Below are 24,674 nucleotides of genomic sequence, written 5' to 3' on the forward strand. Positions count from 1 at the left end.
CGGCACCGATGACGACGCTCCTTCCCGCCCTGCCCACGGCGAGCGGACTGCTGGCCGCGACCGACGTCGTGCCCGCGTCCGAGACCGTGCCGGGCGCGTTCCTCGCGGCACCGTTCCTGGTGCTGCTCCCGCTCCTCGGGGCGGCCGTCCTCCTGCTCGCCGGGCGCCGCAGCGACCGCTGGGGCGCGTGGTTCGGCGTTCTCATGTCCGCCGCGGCGTTCGTCGTGGGGCTGGTCCTCTTCCTCGCGATGCTCGGGCTGCCCGTCGACGAGCGGGTCGTGGACTACCGCCTCTTCGACTGGATCGTGTCCGGCGGTCTCGACCTCGCCGTCGGGCTGCGGATCGACCCGCTGTCCCTGACGTTCGTGCTCCTCGTGACGTTCGTCGGCACGCTCATCCACGTCTACGCGGTCGCCTACATGGCGCACGACCGCGACCGGCGCCGGTTCTTCGCGTACCTCAACCTGTTCATTGCGGCGATGCTCGTGCTCGTCCTCGCCGACTCGTTCTTGCTGCTGTTCGTCGGCTGGGAGGGCGTGGGCCTGGCGTCGTACCTGCTCATCGGGTTCTGGAACCACAACCGCGCGTACGCGGTCGCGGCGAAGAAGGCGTTCGTCATGAATCGCGTGGGCGACATCGGTCTGATCGTCGCCCTCATGCTCATGTTCGCGACGTTCGGCGCGGTCGACTTCACCACGGTGTTCGCGCAGGCGCCCGAGGCGTCGACCGCGCTCCTCACCGCCACGAGCATCGCGCTCCTGCTCGCCGCGTGCGGCAAGTCGGCGCAGTTCCCGCTGCAGGCGTGGCTCGGGGACGCGATGGCCGGCCCGACGCCGGTCTCCGCCCTCATCCACGCGGCCACCATGGTCACGGCGGGCGTCTACCTCGTCGTCCGCTCGGCGCCGATCTTCGAGGGCGCGCCCACCGCACAGCTCGTCGTCGTGATCGTCGGTGCGGTGACGCTCCTGTTCGGGGCGATCGTCGGCTGCGCCAAGGACGACATCAAGAAGGCGCTCGCGGCGTCGACCATGTCGCAGATCGGGTACATGATCCTCGCTGCCGGGCTCGGGCCGATCGGGTACGCGTTCGCGATCTTCCACCTGGTGACGCACGGCTTCTTCAAGGCCGGGATGTTCCTCGGGGCAGGCTCCGTCATGCACGGCATGGACGACCAGGTCGACATGCGCCGGTTCGGCGGGCTCGCGCGGTACATGAAGGTCACGTGGATCACGTTCATGATGGGCTGGCTCGCGATCCTCGGCATCCCGCCGTTCTCCGGCTTCTGGAGCAAGGACAAGATCATCGAGGCCGCGTTCGTCCCCGTCGACGGAGAGCCGTGGCGGGCGTGGGTGTTCGGCGGCGTCGCGCTGCTCGGCGCCGGGATCACCGCGTTCTACATGTCGCGCCTGTTCTTCATGACGTTCTCCGGGCGCCGCCGCTGGAACGACGGCAGCGGCTCCGCCGATGGGCTCGGCCCGCAGGACGGCCCGGTCCAGCACCCGCACGAGTCCCCACGCCTCATGACGTGGCCGATGATCGTCCTCGCGGTCGGCTCGGTCGCGCTGGGCGGCATCCTCGCCGCGGGCTCGCGGTTCGTCACCTGGCTCGAGCCGGTCACCGGGCACGCGGAGCACCACGAGCCGGTCCTCCCGGTGTGGTCGCTCATCACCTTGACGCTCCTGCTCGTCCTCGCCGGCGCAGCGCTCGCGTGGCGCCAGTACGCGATGTCGAGCGTCCCGGTCCGTGCGCCGCGAGGCACCGCGCTCACACGCGCCGCCCGGCGCGACCTGTACCAGGACGACGTCAACGAGGCCGTGTTCATGCGGCCCGGCCAGTACCTCACGCGCTCGCTCGTCTACGCCGACAAGGAGATGGTCGACGGCGGCTGGATGGGCCTCGCCGGCCTGATCGGTCGGATCGGGGAGTGGCTGCGCGGGTGGCAGAACGGCTACGTGCGCTCGTACGGCGCGACGATGCTCGGCGGCCTCGTGGTGATCGTCGCCGTCGTCCTCGCCCTGACCACCGGCTCCGCGAGCTGAGAGGGAGACACCCATGACAACCTCCGTCCCCTGGCTGTCCCTGCTCGTCGCATGGCCCCTCGTGGGGGCCGCGGCGGTGTGGCTCACGGCCGCGGCCCGCACGCGCGGCGTCGGCGCGGGAGCGCTGCGCACCGTGCGCGGCATCGCCCTCGGCGCCGCGCTGGTCGAGCTGGCCCTGCTCGTCGGCGCCTTCACCGCGTTCGACACGTCCGCCGCCGGCACGCACCAGCTCGCCGAGACGTACCGCTGGATCCCGCAGATCGGCGCGAGCTATGCGGTGGGCGCCGACGGCGTCGCGCTCGCCCTCGTCGCGCTGTCGGTGCTGCTCGTCCCGCTCGTGGTGCTCGCCGCGTGGAAGGAGCAGGACGGCGACGTGCGTCGCCTGCGCCACTACCTCGCGCTCGTGCTGCTGCTCGAGGCGTTCATGGTCGCGGTGTTCGTCGCGCGCGACGTGTTCCTCTTCTACGTGCTGTTCGAGGCGATGCTCATCCCGGTCTACTTCATGATCGGCGGGTTCGGCGTCGGGGCGCGGCGGCGCTACGCGGCGGTGAAGTTCCTGATGTTCTCGCTGGCGGGCGGTCTGATCATGCTCGCGGCCGTCATCGCGCTGTACGTGCAGGTGCCGATCGACCCGACGACGGGTGCACGCCCCGAGGACGCGTTCCTGACGTCGAACCTCGTGGGGTACTTCGCCGAGAACCCGATGCCGGTCACGACCGAGCGGCTGCTGTTCCTCGGGTTCTTCCTCGCGTTCGCCATCAAGGCGCCGCTCTTCCCCGTGCACACCTGGCTGCCCGACGCGGCGCAGCACGCGCCCGCGGGCACCTCCACGCTCCTCGTGGGCGTGCTGGACAAGGTCGGCACGTTCGGGATGCTCACGCTGTGCCTCCCGCTCTTCCCGCACGCGAGCGCGTGGGCGGCCCCGGTCGTGATCGTCCTGGCCGTCGTCTCGATCCTCTACGGCGCGCTCATGGCGATCGGCCAGAGCGACCTCATGCGACTCATCGCCTACACGTCGGTGTCCCACTTCGGGTTCATCGTGCTCGGCATCTTCGCGTTCACGTCGCTCAGCGTGTCCGGGTCGTCGCTGTACATGGTCAACCACGGCATCTCGACCGGCGCGCTGTTCCTCCTGGCGGGCTTCCTCGTCGCCCGGCACCCGGAGCGCTCGCAGCGGATCGCGGACTACGGCGGCCTCCAGAAGGTCGTCCCCGTGCTCGCGGGGACGTTCCTGGTGGCCGGCCTCTCCGCGCTGTCGCTCCCCGGCCTGTCGACCTTCGTCAGCGAGATCATGGTGCTCGTCGGCACGTTCGCGCGCAGCCCCTGGGCCGCGCTGGTCGCGGTGCTCGGCGTCGTGCTCGCCGCGCTCTACGTGCTGCTGACCTACCAGCGGATCTTCACGGGCGGCACCCGAGAAGGGCTCGACCAGCTCCCGGACCTCGGTGCGCGCGAGAAGTGGGTCGTCGCACCGCTGATCACGGTCCTGCTCGTCCTCGGTTTCTACCCGGCGCCCGCGCTCGACCTCGTGCGCGAGCCCGCGGAGGTCACGCTGTCCGACCTCGCGGTCGCCGGCGTCGAGGACCCGCCGCGCTCCGACCCGTTCGCCGAGGGGACCGAGCTGGTCGCCTTCGAGGGCCAGGGGTCCTCCCTCACCCGTAGCTCCGACGAAGGGAGCGAGTCGTGAACGACTCCTTCGTGGCCCCCACGGTCGACTGGCTGTACCTCGCCCCGATCCTCGTCGTGCTGGGCGCCGGCGTCGTCGGCGTGCTGATCGAGGCGTTCGTCCCGGCACGCGTGCGGCGCACGACGCAGGTCGTTCTCGCGCTCCTCGCGACGGCCGCGGCGTTCGCGCTCGTCGTGGTGCTGTGGCGCGACCCGGCCGTGCAGGGCGCCGACGGCGCACCGTACGGGGTGCGGGTGCTCGGTGGGTCGATGGTGATCGACCCGTTCGGGCTCGCGATCCAGGGGATCGTCGTCCTGCTCGCATTCCTCGCGATCCTCGTGATCGCCGACAAGACGTCGACCGGTCAGGACGCGTTCGCGCCGTCCGCCGCGGCCGTCCCGGGTTCACCGTACGAGGACCTCACGCGGCGCAAGGGCCTCGAGCAGACCGAGGTCTACCCGCTCGTGCTCTTCGCCGTCGGCGGCATGATGATCTTCCCCGCGACGGGCAACCTCCTCGTGATGTTCGTCGCGCTCGAGGTGCTCTCGCTCCCGCTCTACGTGCTCTCGGCGATGGCGCGTCGGCGTCGCCTCCTGTCGCAGGAGGCGTCGTTCAAGTACTTCCTCCTCGGCGCGTTCGCGTCCGCGCTGTTCGTGTTCGGCGTCGCGCTCGTCTACGGCTTCGCCGGCTCGGTCGACCTCGTCGAGGTGTACCAGTCGCTCGCGACGCCCGAGGGGCCGCTCGCGACCATGCCCGGTCTCGTCGTCGTCGGCGTCCTGCTCATCCTCGCGGGGCTGCTGTTCAAGATCGGTGCGGCTCCGTTCCACGCCTGGACGCCCGACGTCTACCAGGGCGCCCCGACGCCCATCACCGGCTTCATGGCCGCGTGCACCAAGGCGGCGGCGTTCGGTGCGCTCCTGCGCGTCCTGTACGTCGTGAGCCTTGGGCTCGCGCAGTCGTCCCTGGCGACGCGCGAGGACCTCTTCGTGGCGCTGTGGATCGTCACGCTGCTCACCATGGTCGTCGGGACCGTGGTCGGTGCCGTGCAGACCGACGTCAAGCGCCTGCTCGCCTACTCCTCGATCGCGCACGCGGGCTTCATCCTCGTCGGCGTCATCGGGTTCTCGCAGCTCTCGCTGCGTGCCACGGTCTTCTACCTCCTCGTCTACGGCCTCGCGACGGTCGGCGCGTTCGCCGTCGTCACGCTGGTCCGCGAGACCGCCCCGGTGCGCGAGCGCGTGCCCGTGGCGGTGGGTGCAGGGGCGGCAGGGACCGAAGCGACGGGCGACGCCGGGGACAACGCGACGGACGGGGCGACGGAGCAGCCGGTCGCGGTCCTCGGCGAGGCGACGCACCTCGCCCAGTGGGCGGGCCTCGGACGCCGGAGCCCGTGGCTGGCCGGCGTGTTCTCCCTCTTCCTCCTCTCGATGGCGGGCATCCCGCTCACGGCGGGCTTCGTGGCGAAGTTCACCGCGTTCGGCGCGGCCGTCGCCGGGCCTGACGGCCAGGGCGGGGGCTCGACGTGGGTGCTCGCCGTGGTCGGCGTCCTCGCGTCGGCCGTCGCGGTGTTCTTCTACGTCCGCATCATCGTGCTGATGTTCTTCACCGCGCCCTCCGGGGGGCCCGCGGACGGGGCGGACGACGACGGCGCCGCGGTCGAGGGGCCGGGCGTGACCGTCGTCCGGTCGACCGGCCCGACGACGATCGCGATCGCCGTGTGCGCGCTCGGCGTGCTCGTTCTCGGTGTGTTCCCGTCCCCGGTTCTCGATCTGGCGGCCGAGGCGGTTAAGTTCGTCCCGTGACCTCTGTGCCTTCCGTGCCGCCCGCGCCCGCCGGGCCCCGCGGCCCGCGTGAGCGGACCGCGCCCGTGACGACCACCGCGATCCCGATCTCGGACCCCGAGCTCGCGGCCGCCCTCACCGAGCGGCTCGCCGGGGTCGAGGCTCGGCTGCGCGACGCCGTCGCGCACGCCGACCCGCTCGCCGACACCGCGTCCCGCCATCTCGTCAACGCGGGGGGCAAGCGGCTGCGGCCGCTGCTCACCCTGCTCGCTGCGGAGCTCGGGGACGGGACGCGCCCGGAGGTCGTGGAGTCCGCGGTCGTCGTCGAGCTCACGCACCTCGCGTCGCTGTACCACGACGACGTCATGGACTCCGCCCCGGTGCGTCGGGGGGCCCCGTCCGCGCACGCCGTGTGGGGGAACTCGGTCGCCATCATGGTCGGTGACCTGCTCTTCGCGCGCGCGGCGTCGACGGTCGCGGCGCTCGGGCCCGAGGCCGTGCTGATCCAGGCCCGCACGTTCGAGCGGCTGTGCCTGGGCCAGCTCCACGAGACGATCGGTCCGGGGGAGGGCGACGACCCCGTCGAGCACTATCTGGAGGTGCTCGCCGACAAGACGGCCTCGCTCCTGTCGACGTCCGCGCGGCTCGGTGCCATGTTCGCGGGGTGCCCGACCGCCGTCGTCGACACGGTCGCCGCGTACGGGGAGAGGCTCGGGGTCGCGTTCCAGCTCGCCGACGACGTGCTCGACCTCGCGTCCTCGGGCGACGAGTCCGGCAAGACTCCGGGCACGGACCTGCGCGAGAAGGTGCCGACCATGCCGGTCCTGCTGCTCCGTGCCCGCATCGCGAACGGGACCGCGAGCGAGGCGGACGCCGGGCTCGTCGAGCTCCTCGACTCCGACCTGACGGACGACGCCGCGCTCGCCGCGGCCGTGGCCGCGCTGCGCCGCCACGAGGTGCTCGGGGAGACGCGGGCGCTGGCGGTGCGCTGGGCGCGCTCCGCCGTGGAGGAGCTCGACGCGCTCCCGGCGGGCCCGGTCACCGACGCGCTGCGCTCCTTCGCGGAGGCGCTCGCCGACCGCGCCGCCTGACGGTCTCGCGCAGGGGTGATCTTTCGTCGGGTGGCTGGTCGCCCGGTACGTCGGCACCGCCGGGGCGCATCGTTGCCTCCGTCACCGGGTTGACCTGCCGCGACGTCCCGCCGCCCTGCCGCGGTGGTCGCTGCGAGGCGACGTCGCACACGGGAGGGTGGGGAGTGCTCCCCATGGAACGGGTGTCGGATTTCACCCTGTCGCCCGCTATCCTCGAGTGCGCGATCGGTGGGGCCGCCTGGAAAGTGCGAGATCGAGGGGGCTGGAGAAGAGGACCGATCGTCTCCCGATCCAACTCCTCGGAGGACCTGTGGGTTTCCTGGCGCGTCTGCACGAGCACCGCCGCACCGTCGCGTCGGTGACCACCGTGTCGGTGTTCTCGACGGCGCTGGTGGGGCTGGCGTTCTTGTACGAGGGCGAGGCCACGGCGGACGTGGACCTGAACGACTCGGGTGTGTGGGTGACGAAGACGTCGGCCGGGCTGCTGGGTCGTTTCAACTCCGCCTCGCAGGCGATGGACGGGACGCTGAACGCGGGCAGCGCGTCGTTCGACGTGCAGCAGGACGCAGGACGGGTGCTCCTCGAGGACTCCGGCACCGGGACGGCGTCGCCGGTGAGCGTCGCGCACCTCAAGCTGGACGGGCAGCTCCGCCTGCCGCCCGGCGCCCGGGTGGTCTCCGGAGGTGCGACGACGGCCATCCTCGACGGCGAGGAGGGCCGGCTGTGGGTGCTGCCGTTCGACGGCGTCGCGTCGTTCGACGCGGACGAGCTCGATCCCACGGTCGAGGTGGACGGCGGGGGTGACGTCGTCGTCGCGCAGGACGGGACGGTCTTCGCGGCGATCCCGTCGACGGGGACGCTGTGGACGGTGGCGACGACGTCCAGGGGCACCGTGGACGGCGAGGCGTCGTCGTCCGCCCTGCCGGTGGGCAAGGGCGCGGAGGTCGAGGTGACCGCGGTGGGCGACGAGCCCGTGGTGCTCGACCGGTCCGCGTCACAGCTGGTCTTGCCGGGCGGGAAGACGGTCGCCCTGGAGGACGGCGCGGAGGCGCGCCTGCAGCAGCCGTCGGCCGGCTCGCAGAACGTCGTCGTGGCGACGACCACGGGACTCGTGACGCAGCCGCTGAAGGGCGGCGACGCCCTGCGCCGGTCGGCCGAGGGACGCCCGGGTGCGCCGGTGCAGCTCGGTGCGTGCACGTACGGAGCGTGGGCCTCGACCGGTCAGGTGATCCGCGACTGCGAGGGCACCGACCGCGACCTGGACACCCGCCTGGAGGGGATCGATCCGCAGGCGCGTCTGGAGTACCGGGTGAACCGGCACGTGATCGTGCTGAACGACCTGTCGGCGGGGACGTTGTGGATGGCGGCGGACGAGTACCAGAAGGTCGACGACTGGGACGTGCAGGTGCCGGAGGAGGCCGAGGGCGAGGAGTCCGACGCCGAGCTGACGAACCCCGAGCAGGTGGACCAGTTCATCGCGGACCGGTCCCAGCCGAACAAGCCGCCGCAGCCCAAGGACGACAGCTTCGGGGTGCGCCCCGGGCGCACGACGATCCTGCCGGTGCTGGGCAACGACGTCGACCCTGACGGGGACGTCATGACGGCGTCCGTCGCGGGCGACGGCCCGGACGGGATCACGGTGCAGCAGATCATGGGCGGCGCGGCGGTGCAGGCCGTGATGCCGGACGACGCGACCGGTACGGAGTCGTTCCGGTACTCCGTCTCGGACGGGCGCGGGGGCGTGGCCGAGGCGGGCGTCACGCTGAAGGTGTCGCCGTGGGGGGAGAACGCGGCGCCGGAGCAGACGGGTGACCCGGTGCTGCGGGTCGGGCAGGGTGGCCGGGCCACGATCAAGGTGCTGCCGTACTTCAAGGACCCCGACGGCGACGACCTGTACCTCGCCTCGGCCGCGGCGACCGTGGCCGGGGACGACGTGCGCTCGCGCCCGGACGGGACGGTCGAGTTCCGCGACGGCGGCGGGTCCACCGGTCGCAAGATCGTCACGGTGACCGTCGCTGACGGGCAGGGCGGCGTGTTCGAGGGCAAGCTCCTGGTCGACGTGGTGCCCGGGCCGCAGCCGCCGGTCGCGGTGAACGACCACGTGGTGGTGCCCGCGGGTCAGCCGGTGACGGTCGAGCCCCTGCGCAACGACTCCGACCCCAACGACGACGAGCTGCGCCTCGTGTCGGTCTCGGAGTCCGCGCCGGCCCAGATCACCACGAATCCCGATGCCGGTACGTTCACGTTCCTGTCGATGGAGCCGCGCTCGTACGACCTGACGTACCAGGTGACGGACGGTCCGAACGTGACGACCGGCCTGGTGCGCGTGGACGTGCTGCCGCCGTCGGAGGCCGCGGGTGCCCCGATCGTGGTGACCGACACCGCCCTGCTGCCCGCGGGCGGGTCGACGCTGGTCGACGTGCTGGCCAACGACACCGACCCCGCCGGTGGGGTACTCGTCGTGCAGTCCGTGCGCGTGCCCGCCGACGCGGGCGTCTCCGTCGCCGTGCTCGCGCACCAGATGCTGCGCATCACCGAGCTGCGCCGGCTCGACGGTCCGGTCACCGTCACGTACACCGTGTCGAACGGCACGGAGTCGGCCACCGGCGAGGTGCGAGTGGTGCCCGTGCCGGCGCCGACGCGGTTGCAGCCGCCGCAGGCGGCGGCGGACGAGGTCACGGTGCACGCCGGGGACGTGGTGACGGTCCCGGTGCTGAAGAACGACACCCACCCCGACGGGCTGGAGCTGTTCTTGCAGCCCGAGCTCGAGCAGGACGTGGACCCGGCGCTGGGTGAGGCGTTCGTCTCGGAGGACACGCTGCGGTTCAAGGCCGGTCCCGAGGCCGGGACGGCGTACGCGATCTACCGGGTGCGCGACGTCAACGGGCAGGAGGACTCCGCCCAGGTCACGATCCGCATCCGCGACGGCGAGGACAACGCGCCCCCGCAACCGCGCGAGATCGACGCCCGCGTCCTGTCGGGCTCGAGCGTGCGCGTGGACGTCCCGCTGGACGGGATCGACCCCGACGGCGACTCCGTCCAGGTCTCCGGCGTGGCGTCTCCTCCCTCGAAGGGCACGGCACAGGTCGAGGCGGGCTCCCTGGTCTACACCGCGTCCAAGAACGCGAGCGGGCTCGACGTCTTCACGTACACCGTGCTGGACGCCCGCGGCGCGACGGCGACCGGCACCGTGCGCGTGGGGATCGCCCGTCCGGGCGAGACCAACCAGCCTCCCGTGGCGGTGGACGACGAGATCACGGTGCGCCCGGGGCGCACGGTCTCGGTCGCGGCCCTGGCCAACGACACCGACCCCGACGGCGACCAGGTCGGCCTGGTCCCCGGCGGCATCGAGGACACCCACGACCTGGACGCCGAGGTCGTGGTCGACCGCATCGTCCTGACCTCCCCCGACGCCGACGGCGCCTACACGTTCTACTACCAGGTCCAGGACACCTACGGCGCCCGCGCCACCGGCGCCGTGACCGTGAACGTCGCCGCCGACGCGCCCCTGCTGCCCCCCGTCGCGCGCGACGACACCGTGCCCGTGGAGGACATCCTGGGCAAGACCGAGGTCACCGTCCCCGTCCTGGACAACGACGAGGACCCCGACGGTGCCGCGTCCGAGCTCACCGTCACCACCGACGCGACCACCACCACCGTCACCGACACCGGCGAGCTCGTCATCACCCTCACCGAGAACCGCCAGGTCGTGACCTACACCGCGACCGACATCGACGGCCTGACCGCCAAGGCCTTCGTCAAGGTCCCCGGCCTCACCGACCAGAAGCCGACGCTCCGGCCGGGAACGCAGCTCGAGGTGCTGGCGGGCGAGTCCTTGCCGATCGACATCACGGAGCACGTGCTCGTCGTCGAGGGCAGGACGCCGCGGCTCACGATCGAGGAGAACGTCACGGCGACCGAGGGCTCGCGCGAGGTGCCCTCCGTGACCGAGATCGTGTACACCCCTGACGCCGACTACACCGGTCCGGCGGCGGTGTCGTTCGAGGTGACCGACGGCTCCGGCCCCGACGACCCCGAGGGCCACACCAACGTGCTGACGATCCCCGTCGCCGTGCTGCCGCCGGAGAACCTGCCGCCGGAGCTCGTGGGCACCCCGACGCTCGACGTGGCGGCGGGCGAGGAGGCGTCGATCGACCTCGCGCGCTTCGCCACCGACCCCGACGGCGACCCCCTGACCTTCAAGGCCACCGGCCAGGCCCAGGGCCTGACCGTCACCGTCGAGGGCACCACCCTGCACGCCCAGGCCACCCCCGAGGTCCCCAAGGGCTCGGTCGTCCAGGTCCCCATCACCGTCACCGACGGCGAGCACCCCCCGGTCGAGGGCACCGCGACCCTCACCGTCGTCGCCTCCACCCGACCCCTCGCACGCGCCAACCAGGACACCGTCGACGACGCCCACCAGGGCAAGGCCACCACCGTCCCGGTGCTCGCCAACGACTCCAACCCCTTCCCCGACACCCCGCTGAAGCTCGTCGACGCGGTCGTGGAGACCGGTCAGGGCACACCGAGCGTCGAGGGCGACCAGGTCACCGTGACGCCTCGAGACGACTTCATCGGCGTCATGGTGGTGCGGTACCGGGTGCAGGACGCGACGAAGGACCCGGACCGCGAGGTCGAGGGTCGCATCCAGCTCACGGTGCTCGGCAAGCCGGACGCGCCGGCGACACCGCAGGTCGAGGAGGTCCGCTCGAAGACGGTCGTGCTGTCCTGGGACCCGCCGAACAACAACGGCGCGGAGATCACCGGCTACACCGTGCGCTCCCAGAACGGCTACGAGAAGGCCTGCGGCACCACCACGTGCACGCTCGACGGCCTGACCAACAACGTCGAGTACACCTTCACCGTGTTCGCGACCAACGCCGTCGGCGACGGACCCGCCTCCCCGGCCTCCGCTGTCGCGCGCCCGGACGAGAAGCCCGACCCGCCCGCCGCGCCGAGCCTCGAGTTCGGCGACCAGTCGCTCACCGTCACGTGGACCAACCAGGCCTACACCGACCGCTCGCCCATCCAGACGGTCGACCTGGAGATCTCGCCGGCGCCACCGGCCGGTGCCGTCCAGAAGACCGCGCTCACCGGCACGTCCGTGACCTGGGACGGGCTGCAGAACGGCGTGGCGTACAAGGTGCGCGTCCGGGCGAACAACCTCGCCCCGGATCCCTCGGACTGGGGCGAGTACTCGGCGGCGGAGACGCCCGCGGGCAAGCCCGCGGCCCCGGGGAAGCCCTCGGCGAAGCGCACCTCCATCGGCGACACGTCGCAGATGCAGGTCTCGTGGGCGGCGCCGGACGACAACGGTGCGGCGATCACCTCCTACACCGTCGAGGCGCTGCGCGGCGGCTCCGTGGCCGGGACCACCACCGCAACCGGTGGTGCGACGTCGGCGACGCTCGGCGTGCCCGCCGACACCACGGGCTACACGTTCCGCGTCAAGGCGCACAACAAGGCCACCGACAAGTTCGGCGACGCGGAGTTCTCGCCGGCGTCCGACCCGGTCCGGGCGTTCGCCACCCCGGGCACGGTGTCGAACCTCAGCGCCGACGCGAACGGGACGAACGGCCAGATCCAGCTCTCGTTCGGCGCGGCGTCCGGCAACGGCGTCCGGGCGGAGGAGATCTCCTACCAGTACGACGCCGGCAGCGGCTGGCAGGTGCTCGGCGGCAACAAGATCGTCGGAGGGCTCACGAACGGCACGGCGTACACGATCAAGGTGCGCGCGGTCGCGGGAGTCGACGGCGCACGCGAGCCCGGGGCGGCGGCCAGCGCCAACCGGGAGTCGCCGTACGGCCCGATCCCCGCGCCGGACGTGTCCATGACCGGCGGCGACCAGAGCATCTCCTACCGCTGGTCCACCTCGGACAACGGCCGCGACTACAGCGTGTCGGTCCGCGGTGCGGTGCAGTCCAGCGCGAAGTCGGGCTCGGGCACCCTGAGCGTGGGGTACTCGGCGACGCGCGAGATCTGCGTCAAGGTCACACCCACGGAGGGCGCGGCGAAGGAGACCTGCCGGTCCGCGACGTCCGACAAGAAGCCCGAGCCGGTGTTCACGGTCAGCAAGGGCAGCAACCACAAGCTCCCGGACGGGAACTGGCCCGGCTACTGCTCGCACTCCTCGTGCGCCGAGCTGTACCTGACGATCAAGGACGGGCCGCCGAACACGGCGTTCCGCAGCACCTGCTACGCCGGCGGCAACCGGATCGGCTCGGGCAACTACAGCTACGACGCCCAGGGGCGCGCCCTGCGCACGGACGGCAACGGGAACTACTCCGGCGGCCAGCAGTGCGTGTGGGGTGGGCCGGGGACCGCGGTCCGGATCGACACGACCATCGGGAACACGAACTCCATGACCTGGTACTAGCGGCTCGACGACCCCGAGCACGCCTCCAGCACAGCGAACGGACAGCGACGAATGACCACCATGACCCCCGAGCAGGCCACCTGGTTCGCTCAGACCTTCGACCGCCTCGTCGGCAACGTGGGCCAGGCCGTCCTGGGCAAGGCGCACGTGGTGCGCCTGACCCTGACGTGCATGCTCTCCGAGGGCCACATCCTCCTCGAGGACGCGCCGGGCACCGGCAAGACGTCGCTCGCCCGCGCCCTCGCGGCGAGCGTCCAGGGCACGAACAACCGCATCCAGTTCACGCCCGACCTGCTCCCGTCGGACGTCACCGGCGTGACGATCTACGACCAGAAGACCGGGAAGTTCGAGTTCCACCAGGGCCCGATCTTCGCCTCGATCGTGCTGGCGGACGAGATCAACCGTGCGTCGCCCAAGACGCAGTCCGCGCTCCTCGAGGTCATGGAGGAGGGCCGGGTCACGGTCGACGGCGTGGGCCACGAGGTCGGTCGCCCGTTCATGGTCATCGCGACGCAGAACCCCATCGAGCAGGCCGGGACCTACCGGCTTCCCGAGGCCCAGCTGGACCGCTTCCTCATGAAGGCGTCCATCGGGTACCCGGACCACGCGTCGACGGTCGAGATCCTCTCGGGGGCCGCGGTCCGCGACCGGAGCAAGACGCTCCAGCCGCTCATCACGACCCAGGCCGTGACGGAGATGGCCGAGCTCGGCGCGCGCGTGCACGTCGACGGCGCGGTGCTCGAGTACGTCTCGCGGCTCGCCGAGGAGACGCGCAACGCGCCCGAGGTCCGCGTCGGCGTCTCCGTCCGTGGCTCGCTCGCGCTCGTGCGCTGCGCGAAGGTCTGGGCCGCGGCCCACGGCCGCAACTACGTGCTGCCGGACGACATCAAGGAGCTCGCGCAGCCGGCCTGGGCACACCGCCTCGTGCTCGACCCGGAGGCCGAGTTCGCCGGCGCCACGAACGAGGCCGTGCTCGGCCGGCTCCTCGCCGACGTCGCGGCCCCGCAGGAGCGACGCTCCGCCTGACCGGACGGGCGGCCCTCCCCACGCCGCCCGCCCGCACCGCCGCTCGCGCGACCGACTGGCGGACCGTCATCCCCCGTACCGATCGAGAGCTCATCGCATGAACGCCTCACACGGCCCCTCGACCGGCCGCCCGAGCGCCCGCTCCGGCAGCCCGCGCGGCAGGACCGGCACGCCACCCGCGTCGTCGGCCCTCGCCGGTCTGCTCCGACCCCTCGCGGCGCCCCTCCGCCGGGTCGCGGCGCCCGTCGGGCGCGCGCTGGCGCCGGCGGCGCGGGCCGTCGAGCCCGTGACCTCGGCGGTCAGCCCCTTCGGCTGGGCGGCGCTCGTCGTCACCGTCGGGGCGTGGTGGGCCGGGCTGGCCTTCTCGTGGCTCGAGCTCCTGGTGGTGGCGATCCTGCTCACGGTGTCGCTGCTCGCCGCGGTCGCGTTCGTGCTGGGCCGCTTCCGCTACGCCGTCGTCCTCGACCTCGCGCAGCAGCGCGTCACGGTCGGCGACCGCGCCGTGGGGCGGCTCGACGTGCGCAACGACTCGGGGCGGCCGCTGCTCCCGTCGGTCATGGAGCTCCCGGTGGGGCAGGGCATGGCGACGTTCCCCGTCCCGCGCCTGCGTCCCCAGGCGAGCCACGAGGAGATCTTCACGGTGCCGACGCACCGGCGCTCGGTGATCTCCGTGGGACCGGTCCGCTCCGTGCGGGCGGACCCGCTCGGCCTGCTGCGCCGGGAGGTCGTCTGGACCGAGCCCGAGGAGCTCTTCGTCCACCCGCGCGTGAAGAACCTCTCGGGCTCGTCCACCGGGTTCCTCAAGGACCTCGAGGGGCGCGTCACGACGGACATCTCCAACTCGGACGTGTCGTTCCACGCGCTGCGCGACTACGTCCCGGGGGACGACCGCCGGCACATCCACTGGAAGACGACGGCCCGCACCGGGCAGCTCATGGTCCGCCAGTTCGAGGAGACGCGCCGGTCGCACCTCGCCGTCCTCCTCTCCACGCGCGCGGAGGACTACGCGCACGACGACGAGTTCGAGCTCGCCGTGAGCGCGTGCGGGTCGCTCGGGCTGCAGGCGATCAAGGAGGACCGTGGGGTCACGGTCCTCGTCAACGACGGCAACCTGCGCGGCGACCACCGCACCCGCCTGCTCGACGACCTCGCGCGCGTCGAGACGCGCGCACAGCGGACGTCGCTCGTCGACGTCGCGCGCGTCGCGGGACTGACGATCAGCGACGCGTCGGTCGTGGCGTTCATCGTCGGCAGCAAGGTGACGCCCACCGAGCTGCGGGCGGCGTCCGCCCGGCTTCCCCAGGACGTCCGGGTCATGGCGATCCAGTGCGTCCCCGGCGCCTCGCTCAGCCGGCACGCGATCGCGGAGCTCGTCGTCCTCACCATCGGCGAGCTCGGCGAGCTCCCCCTCGCCCTGCGGAGGCTGAACGACTGATGAGCGCTCCCAGCACCACGACGCGCGGCTCGCGCCGCGCCACCCCGGTCGGCACGCCGGCCCCGTCCTCCGGCACCTCGCAGCGCAACACGACCCGGCTGCGCGGCGCCGACACCCCCCGGGCGCTCACGGCCCTCGGTGCCGTCGACGCGCTCGCGCTGGTCCTCGTCCTCGGCGCGGTCGCGGTCGGGTTCGGGCCCGTGTGGGGCTCGACCGGCTACCTCGTCCCAGCCGTGGGCGGCGCCGTCGTCGGGCTCCTGGTCGCCTGGCTCGGGGCGTGGCGCCGGTGGTCGGCCGCCACGGTCCTCGTGGTCGCGGTCGTCGCCTACCTGCTCCTCGGCGGTGCGCTCGCGCTGCCGGCCGACGCGATCGGCGGGGTCGTCCCGTCGCTCCAGACGGTCACCGACCTGCTCCAGGGCGCGGTCACGGGCTGGAAGGAGTTCGTCACCACGGTCCCGCCGCTGCACTCCTTCCCGGAGCTCGCGGTCGTCCCGTACCTCCTCATGCTCGCCACCGCGCTCCTCGCGGGGACGATCGCGTGGCGCGCGCGCCGCGCCGAGTGGGCGCTCGTGCCCGTCGTGGTCGCGTTCGTCGGGGTCATCCTGCTCGGGACCGTCATCGCGGCGTTCCCGGTGGCGCAGGGTCTCGTCGTCGGCGGCGTGGGCCTGCTGTGGGCCGGGTGGCGGGTCACCGCCTCCCGGCTCGGCGCGCACCAGATCACGACCGAGGCGAGCAAGGCCGCGACGCGGCGGCTCTGGTGGCACCGCGTGCGGACGGGGGCCGCGATGCTCGTCGTCGGGGGCGTCGCGGCGGCCTTCGCCGCGCCCGTGCTGCTCCCCGACGAGCCGCGCACCGTGCTGCGCGAGACGGTCGTGCCGCCGCTCGACCTGCACGAGTACGTGAGCCCGCTGACGGCGTTCCGCAAGTACGCCAAGGACATGCGCGAGGACGAGCTGTTCACCGTGCAGGGGCTCCCGGCGGGCGCCAAGGTCCGCCTCGCCGGTCTCGACACGTACAACGGCGTCGTCTACGACGTCTCCAGCGGGCTGCCCGGCTCGGGCGTCTACACGCGCGCGGGCGAGGAGATCGCCACGGTCGCGTCCGGGACGCCGACGCGCGTCGACGTCCAGGTCGGGGACTACACCGGCGTGTGGGTGCCCGACGTCGGCACGCTCGAGGGCATCACCTACGCGGGCGACCGCGCGCGCGAGCTCGGCGAGACGACGTACTACAACTCGACGACGGGCACCGCGCTGACGACCGCCGGGCTGCGCCCCGGCGACTCGTACACGCTCGACACGCTCGTCACGGTCGAGCCCACCGAGGACGACCTGAGGGCGGGCGCGATCGACCAGTCGATCGAGGTCCCCACCCCGCCGAAGGACGCGCTGCCCGCGTCGCTCGCGGGCAAGGCCGCCCAGTTCATGGGGGAGGAGACCGAGCCCGTCGACCAGCTCTTCGCGCTCCGCGACGGCCTCGTGGCGAGCGGTGTCTTCTCGAGCGGGCTCGACACCCAGCCACCGTCTCGTCCCGGTCACTCGGCGGAGCGCATCGACACGCTCCTCGCGGACGAGGAGATGGTGGGCGACGACGAGCAGTTCGCCGTCGCGCTCGCCCTCATGGCGAACCAGGCCGGCATCCCGGCGCGCGTCGTCATGGGCTTCTACCCCGACCTGGAGAAGAACCCGCTCGAGCCGGGCGAGCCGTTCACGGCGACCGGGACCGACGTGCACGCCTGGGCGGAGGTGCCGTTCGTCGGCTACGGGTGGGTGCCGATCACGGCGATCCCCGACGAGGACAACAAGATCCAGCCGGAGCCCAAGAGCCTCCAGGTGCCCAAGCCCCCGATCCTCGAGGACCCGGAGCCGCCGGAGGAGCCTGCCGAGGCCGAGGCGGGGAAGGTCGACGACGAGGAGAAGGAGAAGGCCGAGAGCGACGGCTTCGACTGGGGCCAGGCGGCCCTCGTCGCGGTCGCCGTGGTCGTGCCCCTCGCGCTGCTCGCGCTGCCGGTGATCCTCGTGCTCGCCTACAAGGCGCGCCGCCGGGCCCGACGGCGCGCGGCAGCACGTCCGGTGGACCGGGTGAGCGGCGGCTGGCGCGAGGTCCTCGACACCGCGACGGACCTCGGGACGCCCGTCCCCGCGGGCTCCACGCGGCGCGAGGGCGCCGGTCTCCTCTCCCAGGCCTACGGCGCGACGGCGACGATCCCGCTCGCGCACCGGGCCGACGCGACCGTGTTCGGTGAGGGTGAGCCGACGGAGCAGGAGATCGACGCCTTCTGGGCGGACGTGGACACGGTCGTCGGGGGGCTACGCTCCTCCGTGAACCGTCGCGCTCGCGTCCGTGCCGCACTCTCGTTGCGGTCCGTGCGCGCGGCCTCCGGTTCCTCGGGTCTGCGCCGGTGGCTGCCCGGCCGCCGCGCCGGCACGAAGGGCGGCGCCGTGCCCCCGGCGGCAGGGTCGTCGTCGGAGCCGACGAGACGACAGGGAGACGAGTCATGAGCGACGTGACGTGCGCCGCCTGCGGGTCCGCGCAGTCCTCGGGGTCCGCGTTCTGCGCGGTGTGCGGGCAGCCCTTCCCGCGGACGGGGCGCCCGGTTGCGGAGCCGGCGGCAGGCCCGGTCGGCAGCGTCCAGGCCCTCGCGGCGCGCGCGACGTCCGACCTCCCGTACGCGGCCGCCCCGCACTCGGCGCCCGACACCACGACGGAGCCCGAGGTCTACGCCGCGACGCAGAAGGCCTTCGGCCAGCCCGCTCCCGTGCCGCCGTCGTCGCTCGCCGCCGCCCCGTTCGCCGGACGGGGCCGTCGCTTCCTCGCCTACGTGGTCGACGTCGCCGTCCCCGGTCTCGTCGCGCTGGTGGTCGTCGTCGCGGGTCTCGCGATCGTCGGAGCACCGCTCGGCAGCGTCCAGGTCGTGACGCAGGACGAGGCCGCCGCGCTGATCGGCAAGATGCTCGTCGTCTACGTGGTGGCCGGCGTCCTGGCCCTCGCGTGGTGGGTCGGCGTCTGGTTCTGGGAGGGCTCGACGGGGAAGACGCTCGGCAACCTCCTCACGGGCATCCGCACGGTCGACGCGGGGACGCGCGAGCCGATCGGCTTCGGCCGGGCAGCGCTGCGCTGGATCATCGTCGGCGTCGTGCCGGCGGGCGGGATCCTCGTGGTCCTGCTCAGCCCGGGCTTCGACTCCTCCGGCCGGTCGCAGGGGTGGCACGACAAGGCCGGGCGCTCCCTCGTCCTCGACGTGCGCGGCGCTCCCGCGTCCTCGTCGGCCGCGGGCTACGAGGGAGTCGCCTCGCTCGTGAGCGGTGCGCCCGCGGGCGCCGGGTACGGCACGGCCGGGGGGTACGCACCGGCGCCCCAGCCCGGGTACGCCCCCGCACCGGCCCAGGCCGGCTATGCGCCGTACCCGCCTGCCCCGCTCGGCGGCCAGGGCGCCGCGACGCCCGCCGCGCCCGCCGCCCCGGGCGCGTTCGCCCCGCCGCCGGCCGCCGCTCCCGTCCCGGACCCCTGGGCGTTCCCGTCGTCCGCGGCGCCCGCAGGCGACGGCCTGATCACCGGCGTCCCCGGCGTCGGGGGAGGCCCCGCGCCCGTCGTCGCCCCTGCGCCGTCGGCCCCCGCCGCGCCCGTGCAGCCCACGTCGGCGGCGCCGTCCGCGCCCGCCGCGAGGCCTGCCGCCACCGCACCGGCACCCGTTCCCGAGCCCGCCGAGGCGGAGTGGGACAGCACGCGCATGACGGCGCGGGACGTCCGCGCCATGGACCCCGCGCCCGACGTGTCGGTCGTCATCGAGCTCGAGTCGGGAGAGCGTCGCGCCGTCGACCGTCCGACGCTGCTCGGACGCAACCCGCAGGCGCCCGACGACGGGCCGTGGAACCTCGTGGCGGTCGACGACCCGACGCGGTCGGTCTCCAAGACCCACGCCGAGCTCCGGGCGGACCCGAGCGGCCTGTGGCTGACGGACCGCGGCTCCACCAACGGCACCGTGGTCTCGGTGCCGGGCGCCCCGCCGCGCGTCGCCGAGCCGGGGACCCGCGTGCGCGTCCCCGTCGGCGCGACGATCCACGTGGGCGACCGCCGCATCGTCGTCCACCCCGGTGCCGCATGACGACCGAGCTGCCGGCCGAGGTCCACCTGGCCTGGGGAGCGGCCTCGCACCGCGGCGCGCGCCGGCTCCTCAACGAGGACCGGTTCCTCGTCTCGCGCTCCGTCTTCTTCGTCGCCGACGGCATGGGTGGCCACGAGGCGGGCGAGGTCGCGAGCTCGACGGCCGTCGAGGCACTCCGGCCCCTGGCCGACCTCGACGTCGTCACGCCCGACGAGGTCCGCGACCGGATCGCGGTCGCGCAGCAGAACGTGCAGGCCATCGTCACCGAGCCCGGCCGGGGGGCGGGCACCACCGTCACCGGCGTGGTGGTCTCGGAGCAGGACGGGAACCCGTACTGGCTCGTCGTGAACGTGGGCGACTCGCGGACCTACCACCTCGCCGGCGGGCGCCTCGAGCAGGTGAGCGTCGACCACTCGGAGGTCCAGGAGATGGTCGACGCCGGGCTGCTGACGCCCGCGGAGGCGCTCACCCACCCGCGTCGGCACGTCGTGACGCGCGCGCTCGGTTCGCGCAACGCCCCGCAGGTGGACTTCTGGTACCTGCCGATCGAGCGGCACGACCGCGTCCTCGTGTGCTCGGACGGGTTGACGGGCGAGCTCACCGACGAGCGGATCGCGGAGGTCCTGCTCTCCACGCCCGACCCGCAGGCCGCCGCCGAGCGCCTGGTCCACGAGGCCATCGCGGCCGGTGGCCGGGATAACATCACAGTCGTCGTCGTCGATGCGACGGGCGTGTCCGACGACACGAGCGGCGGGAGCACGACCCCGCGCGACCAGGCCGGTGCGCCGGGTCCGGACGTCGACGAGGACACGCTGCCCAGGGATGTTCGTCTGCAGATCGGGGGTCTGACGTGACGCTGCGCTACGTCACGGGAACCGCACGCGCCGTCGTGCGAGGCGGCACGGTCGTCGTGCTGCCGGGGCCGGTGGAGGCAACGCTCGTCGAGCAGGTCTGGGACCAGCTCGGCGCCGACGCAGGCGTCGTCGAGGTCCTGCAGGTGCTCACCGGTGCCTTCGGCTCGAGCCTGCGGACGGTGCCGCCGTTCGTGGTGGCGGTCGTCGCGGACCGTCGCGTCCACGTCGCCGCGCGCGGCCGGGTGACGGTCACGCTCGAGCTCGACGGCGGGGAGCGCCTGCGCGTCGAGGGCGAGGGTGTCACGACCTGGTCCGAGCGCGTCCTGGACGACGTCGTCGAGCTGCTCGTGAGCGCGGACGCCGGCCTCGTGGGCCCCCTCGGCGAGTCGCCGGCCGGCGAGCCCCTGCTCGGGGACGCCGCCACCCTCCCGCTCGTCTCGGGCGTCGTGCTCGCCGGAGCCGTCGCGTGGCCGCTCGCCGAGCGTCCCGCCCGCCCCGCCGCCGAGCGCTCCGTGGACGACGACGGGTCGGCGCCGTCCGTCGACGGCGCCCCCGCGGACCGTCCGTCCTGGGGCACGGCCGTCGACCCGACGGCCGCGGAGCCTGCGCCCGCGGTCGAGCCCGCCCCCGCCGTCGAGCCCGCCGTGACCCCGCTCGGCGCGCTCGGCGCGACGCTCCGTCTCCCGGAGGAGACGATCGCACCCGAGCCGGAGTCCCACGGCCCGGGGCCGCGGACGCCCGTCCAGGAGCCCGTGACGGCGCTCGACGAGCCGCCCGCGGACGACGCCGACGACGACTACGCCCACCTGTGGGGCTCGACCATCCTGCGAACCGTGGAGGACGCCGCGGTGCGCACCGAGGACGACGAGGAGCACGAGGAGCCCGCGTCGCCCGCCCCGGTCGCCCCGCCCGTCCCTCCTGCTCCCGTCGCGGCAGAGCCGGCGCTCCCGGCACCTCCGCCCGCCCCGTCCGACGACGGTCTCATCGCCGGCGTCCCGCGGGAGTGGACCGGGGCGACGCCCGCGGCCGCGCACCGCGCCGCGACGGTCGTCGACCCCGAGGGCGAGCAGACGGCGGAGGACGACCTCGCGTCCGGGCTCGACCACGACGGCCACACGGTCCACTCCTCCGCGATCGCCGACCTGCGCGCGGCCGCCCAGGAGGCGGGTCCCACGGGCGCCCCGGTGCCGCCGCCTCCGCCGTCGTTCAGTGCGCCGCCCGGGCCGGGCCAGCAGCAGATCCTGGCGCGCACGTGCGCCCAGGGGCACGCGAACCCGCCGTCGCGGGACGCGTGCGCGCTCTGCGGCGGTCCCCTCGAGGGCGACGCCGAGCTCGCGGTCCGTCCGCCGCTCGGGCGGGTCCTCGTCTCGACGGGGCAGACGGTCGAGCTCGACCGTCCCGTCGTCGTGGGCCGGCGCCCGCGCACGCCTCGGTCGCAGGCGGCAGACCTGCCCCGTCTGGTGACGGTGCCCAGCCCGCAGCAGGACATCTCGCGCTCGCACCTCGAGATCACGCTCGAGGGGTGGCACGTGCTCGTGAGCGACATGGCGACGACCAACGGGACCACGCTCCTGCGCGCGGGTCAGCCGCCGCGGCGCCTGCACCCGTCGGAGCCTGTCCTGGTCGTCGACGGGGACGTCGCCGACCTCGGTGACGGCGTGACCCTCGTCTTCGAGGGGATCCGGTGAGCACCAAGCGCGCACCGTCCCCACCGCCGGAGATCACGGGCTTCGAGTACGTCTCGCTGGTCGGCTCGGGCGGGTTCTCCGACGTCTTCCTCTACCAGCAGCAGCGCCCCCGCCGGCGGGTCGCCGTCAAGGTCCTGCTGCACGAGTGGTCCAGCCACTCGCAGCGGGCGGCGTTCGACGCCGAGGCCGACCTCATGGCGACGCTGTCGACGCACCCGTCGATCGTCACGATGTACGAGGCGGACATCGCCGACGACGGGCGCCCGTACCTCGCCATGGAGTACTGCTCGCGCCCCAACCTCGGCGCGCGGTACCGCACCGAGCGGCTCTCGGTCGCCGAGGCGCTGCGCACCGCGGTCCAGATCGCCGGTGCCGTGGAGACGGCGCACCGCGCGGGGATCCTGCACCGCGACATCAAGCCCGCGAACATCCTCGTGACCGAGTACGGCCACCCCGCGCTCACGGACTTCGGCATCTCCTCGACGGTCGACGACGCCGCGCGCGCCGAGGGCATGTCGATCCCGTGGTCCCCGCCCGAGTCGTTCGCCGAGCCGCCGCGCAGCGGCATCGCGACGGACGTGTGGGCCCTCGCCGCGACGACGTACACGCTGCTCGCGGGTCGCACGCCGTTCGAGGTGCCCGGCGGCTCGAACTCGAGCGCCAACCTCATCTCGCGCATCGAGACCTCGCCGCTGCCGCCGACGGGCCGCACGGACGTCCCGGCGTCGCTCGAGCGTGTGCTCGCGACGGCGATGGCGAAGAACCCCGGGTCGCGCTACCCGACGGTCCTCGCGTTCGCGCGCGCCCTCCAGCAGGTGCAGAACGAGCTGTCGTACGCGGTCACCCCGATCGACCTGCTCGACGACACGGGCCACGTGCAGGAGGAGGAGCCGGACGACGACGCCGGGACCCGCCTGCGCCAGGTCGTGTCGATCGACCCGTCGGGGACGGGCGGGACGTCGTCGGGTCCCGTCGCCCCGAGCCGGCCGACCCAGCCCACGACGCCGCTGCGGCCGGGTCAGCCGGGCGCCCCGTGGCCGGGCCAGACCGTGGCGCCCGGACCGGCCGCCCCGCCGCAGCAGCCGGGACCGCGCGCCCCGCAGCAGCCCTACGCGCCCGCGGCCTGGAACCAGGGCGCGCCCGCGCACACCGCGGGCACCACGCCGACGTCCGCCGTCGGGCCGGGCGGGCACGCGCCCGTCGCGGAGCTCACGGACCCGCGGATGTACCCGGGCGCCCGGCGCCCGGGCGCCTGGGGCCAGCCGCCGGTCGAGGACACGGTCCACCGGCCCGCCGGGCCGGAGGACGGCGGACCGGCCGCCGCGCCGGCGGAGGAACGGTCCGGTCGTGGCGCGCTGTGGGCGACGCTCGCCGGCGTCGTCGGGGTCGCGGTCGCGGTCGGCGGGTTCTTCCTGCTGCGTCCGGACGCCACCGCGGACGACACGACCCCCGACGGGGGCGGGGAGGAGACGGCCGCCACGGACGACGACTTCGTGCCGTCGGACAACCTGGGCGACCTCGTCCCGCCGGTCAACGACCTGGTGGGCACCTACGACCCGGCGCGCGAGGTCGCGACGTTCACCTGGGCGTACGACTCGGACAAGGCCCAGGAGGGCGACATGTTCGCCTGGAAGAAGCTCGACCCGATCGAGGACTCGCCGTACAAGGACGCGTTCGACGAGACGACCGTCGAGCTGCGGGCCAAGCCGGGCGAGCAGGTCTGCATCGAGGTCATCGTGGACCGTGACGGCAAGTTCTCCGCGGCGCCCCAGAAGGCCTGCGTGACGGGGGAGGCGGCGTGAGCGAGCTCGCGGTCGAGTTCTGCGGCGAGTGGTTCCGCCCGTCAGCGGACGGGGACCCGTTCGACATCGGGCGGGACGGCGACCTCGCGATCGAGGACAACCCGTACCTGCACCGCCGCTTCCTGCGCATCTCGCACGAGGGCGGGATCTGGTGGCTCGCCAACGTCGGGACGCTCATCTCCGCGACGGTGTGCGACTCGGGCGGCGGGGTCCAGTCCTGGCTCTCGCCGGGCAACCGCCTTCCGATCGTCTTCCCGACGACGTCGATCGTGTTCACGGCCGGGCCGACGACGTACGAGCTCACCGCGCAGCTCCGCGGCGCGCCGTACCAGGAGATCCGCTCCGAGGACACGGAGTCGGGCGGTGCGACGACGATCGGCATGATCACCTTCACCACGAGCCAGAAGCAGCTCATCGTGGCCCTGGCGGAGCCGATGCTGCGCCGCGACGGCACGGGCCTGTCCGAGATCCCGTCGTCGGCCGCGGCCGCGGCCCGGCTGGGCTGGGCGACGACCCGCTTCAACCGCAAGCTCGACAACGTGTGCGACAAGCTCGACCGGATCGGGGTCAAGGGCCTGCGCGGCGGCCCCGGCGCGCTCGCGACGAACCGCCGCGCGCGCCTCGTCGAGTACGCCGTGGCGTCACGCCTCGTGACCTCGGCCGACCTGCCCCTGCTCGACCTCGCCGACGACGGCTGACGTCGGCGGCTCCGCGGGCGCGCGTCCCGTGCGCCCGTCCTGGTCGCGCCCTGCGCACCGCCGCCCGATCGTCGGAGCCCTCCGGCCTGCCCGTCCTTCTCCCCGGACCTGAACAG

General features: G+C 73.6%; 13 protein-coding genes. All 13 read left to right on the plus strand.

The window, feature by feature from the left end:
- Positions 1-8 precede the first annotated feature (8 nt).
- Complete coding sequence (gene nuoL, locus ACN9MS_RS05175; protein ID WP_426311025.1) at positions 9-2,039, plus strand: NADH-quinone oxidoreductase subunit L; 2,031 nt, start codon at positions 9-11, stop codon at positions 2,037-2,039.
- 13 nt (positions 2,040-2,052) lie between these two features.
- Positions 2,053-3,723, plus strand: coding sequence for an NADH-quinone oxidoreductase subunit M (locus tag ACN9MS_RS05180; RefSeq protein WP_426311026.1), 1,671 nt, complete (start codon positions 2,053-2,055; stop codon positions 3,721-3,723).
- The gene (gene nuoN / locus ACN9MS_RS05185; RefSeq protein ID WP_426311027.1) at positions 3,720-5,504 is read left to right on the plus strand and encodes an NADH-quinone oxidoreductase subunit NuoN; all 1,785 of its coding nucleotides are present in this window, start codon (positions 3,720-3,722) and stop codon (positions 5,502-5,504) included. Before ACN9MS_RS05180 ends, nuoN begins: the two co-directional genes overlap by 4 nt.
- A gap of 65 nt (positions 5,505-5,569) precedes the next feature.
- Complete coding sequence (locus ACN9MS_RS05190) at positions 5,570-6,574, plus strand: polyprenyl synthetase family protein (RefSeq protein WP_426311831.1); 1,005 nt, start codon at positions 5,570-5,572, stop codon at positions 6,572-6,574.
- Positions 6,575-6,932: 358 nt separating this feature from the next.
- The gene (locus ACN9MS_RS05195; RefSeq protein ID WP_426311028.1) at positions 6,933-12,950 is read left to right on the plus strand and encodes an Ig-like domain-containing protein; all 6,018 of its coding nucleotides are present in this window, start codon (positions 6,933-6,935) and stop codon (positions 12,948-12,950) included.
- Positions 12,951-13,001: 51 nt separating this feature from the next.
- A complete protein-coding gene (locus ACN9MS_RS05200) occupies positions 13,002-13,976 on the plus strand; it encodes an AAA family ATPase (RefSeq protein ID WP_157759590.1) in 975 nt (324 codons plus the stop codon).
- A 97-nt stretch (positions 13,977-14,073) separates the two neighbouring features.
- Entirely contained in the window at positions 14,074-15,411 is a 1,338-nt protein-coding gene (locus tag ACN9MS_RS05205; RefSeq protein WP_426311029.1) for a DUF58 domain-containing protein, read from the plus strand.
- A complete protein-coding gene (locus ACN9MS_RS05210) occupies positions 15,411-17,912 on the plus strand; it encodes a transglutaminase-like domain-containing protein (protein WP_426311030.1) in 2,502 nt (833 codons plus the stop codon). Before ACN9MS_RS05205 ends, ACN9MS_RS05210 begins: the two co-directional genes overlap by 1 nt.
- Complete coding sequence (locus tag ACN9MS_RS05215) at positions 17,909-19,516, plus strand: RDD family protein (RefSeq protein WP_426311031.1); 1,608 nt, start codon at positions 17,909-17,911, stop codon at positions 19,514-19,516. The genes ACN9MS_RS05210 and ACN9MS_RS05215 overlap by 4 nt, the downstream gene beginning before the upstream one ends.
- Positions 19,513-20,370: a PP2C family protein-serine/threonine phosphatase gene (locus tag ACN9MS_RS05220; RefSeq protein WP_426311032.1), complete on the plus strand. Its 858-nt coding sequence runs from the start codon at positions 19,513-19,515 to the stop codon at positions 20,368-20,370. Before ACN9MS_RS05215 ends, ACN9MS_RS05220 begins: the two co-directional genes overlap by 4 nt.
- Positions 20,367-22,058, plus strand: coding sequence for an FHA domain-containing protein (locus tag ACN9MS_RS05225; protein ID WP_426311033.1), 1,692 nt, complete (start codon positions 20,367-20,369; stop codon positions 22,056-22,058). Before ACN9MS_RS05220 ends, ACN9MS_RS05225 begins: the two co-directional genes overlap by 4 nt.
- Positions 22,055-23,860: a protein kinase domain-containing protein gene (locus tag ACN9MS_RS05230; RefSeq protein WP_426311034.1), complete on the plus strand. Its 1,806-nt coding sequence runs from the start codon at positions 22,055-22,057 to the stop codon at positions 23,858-23,860. The genes ACN9MS_RS05225 and ACN9MS_RS05230 overlap by 4 nt, the downstream gene beginning before the upstream one ends.
- Positions 23,857-24,558: a hypothetical protein gene (locus ACN9MS_RS05235; protein WP_426311035.1), complete on the plus strand. Its 702-nt coding sequence runs from the start codon at positions 23,857-23,859 to the stop codon at positions 24,556-24,558. The genes ACN9MS_RS05230 and ACN9MS_RS05235 overlap by 4 nt, the downstream gene beginning before the upstream one ends.
- The last annotated feature ends 116 nt before the right edge of the window (positions 24,559-24,674 follow it).

Source organism: Cellulosimicrobium sp. E-16, assembly GCF_049913115.1.
Lineage (GTDB): Bacteria > Actinomycetota > Actinomycetes > Actinomycetales > Cellulomonadaceae > Cellulosimicrobium.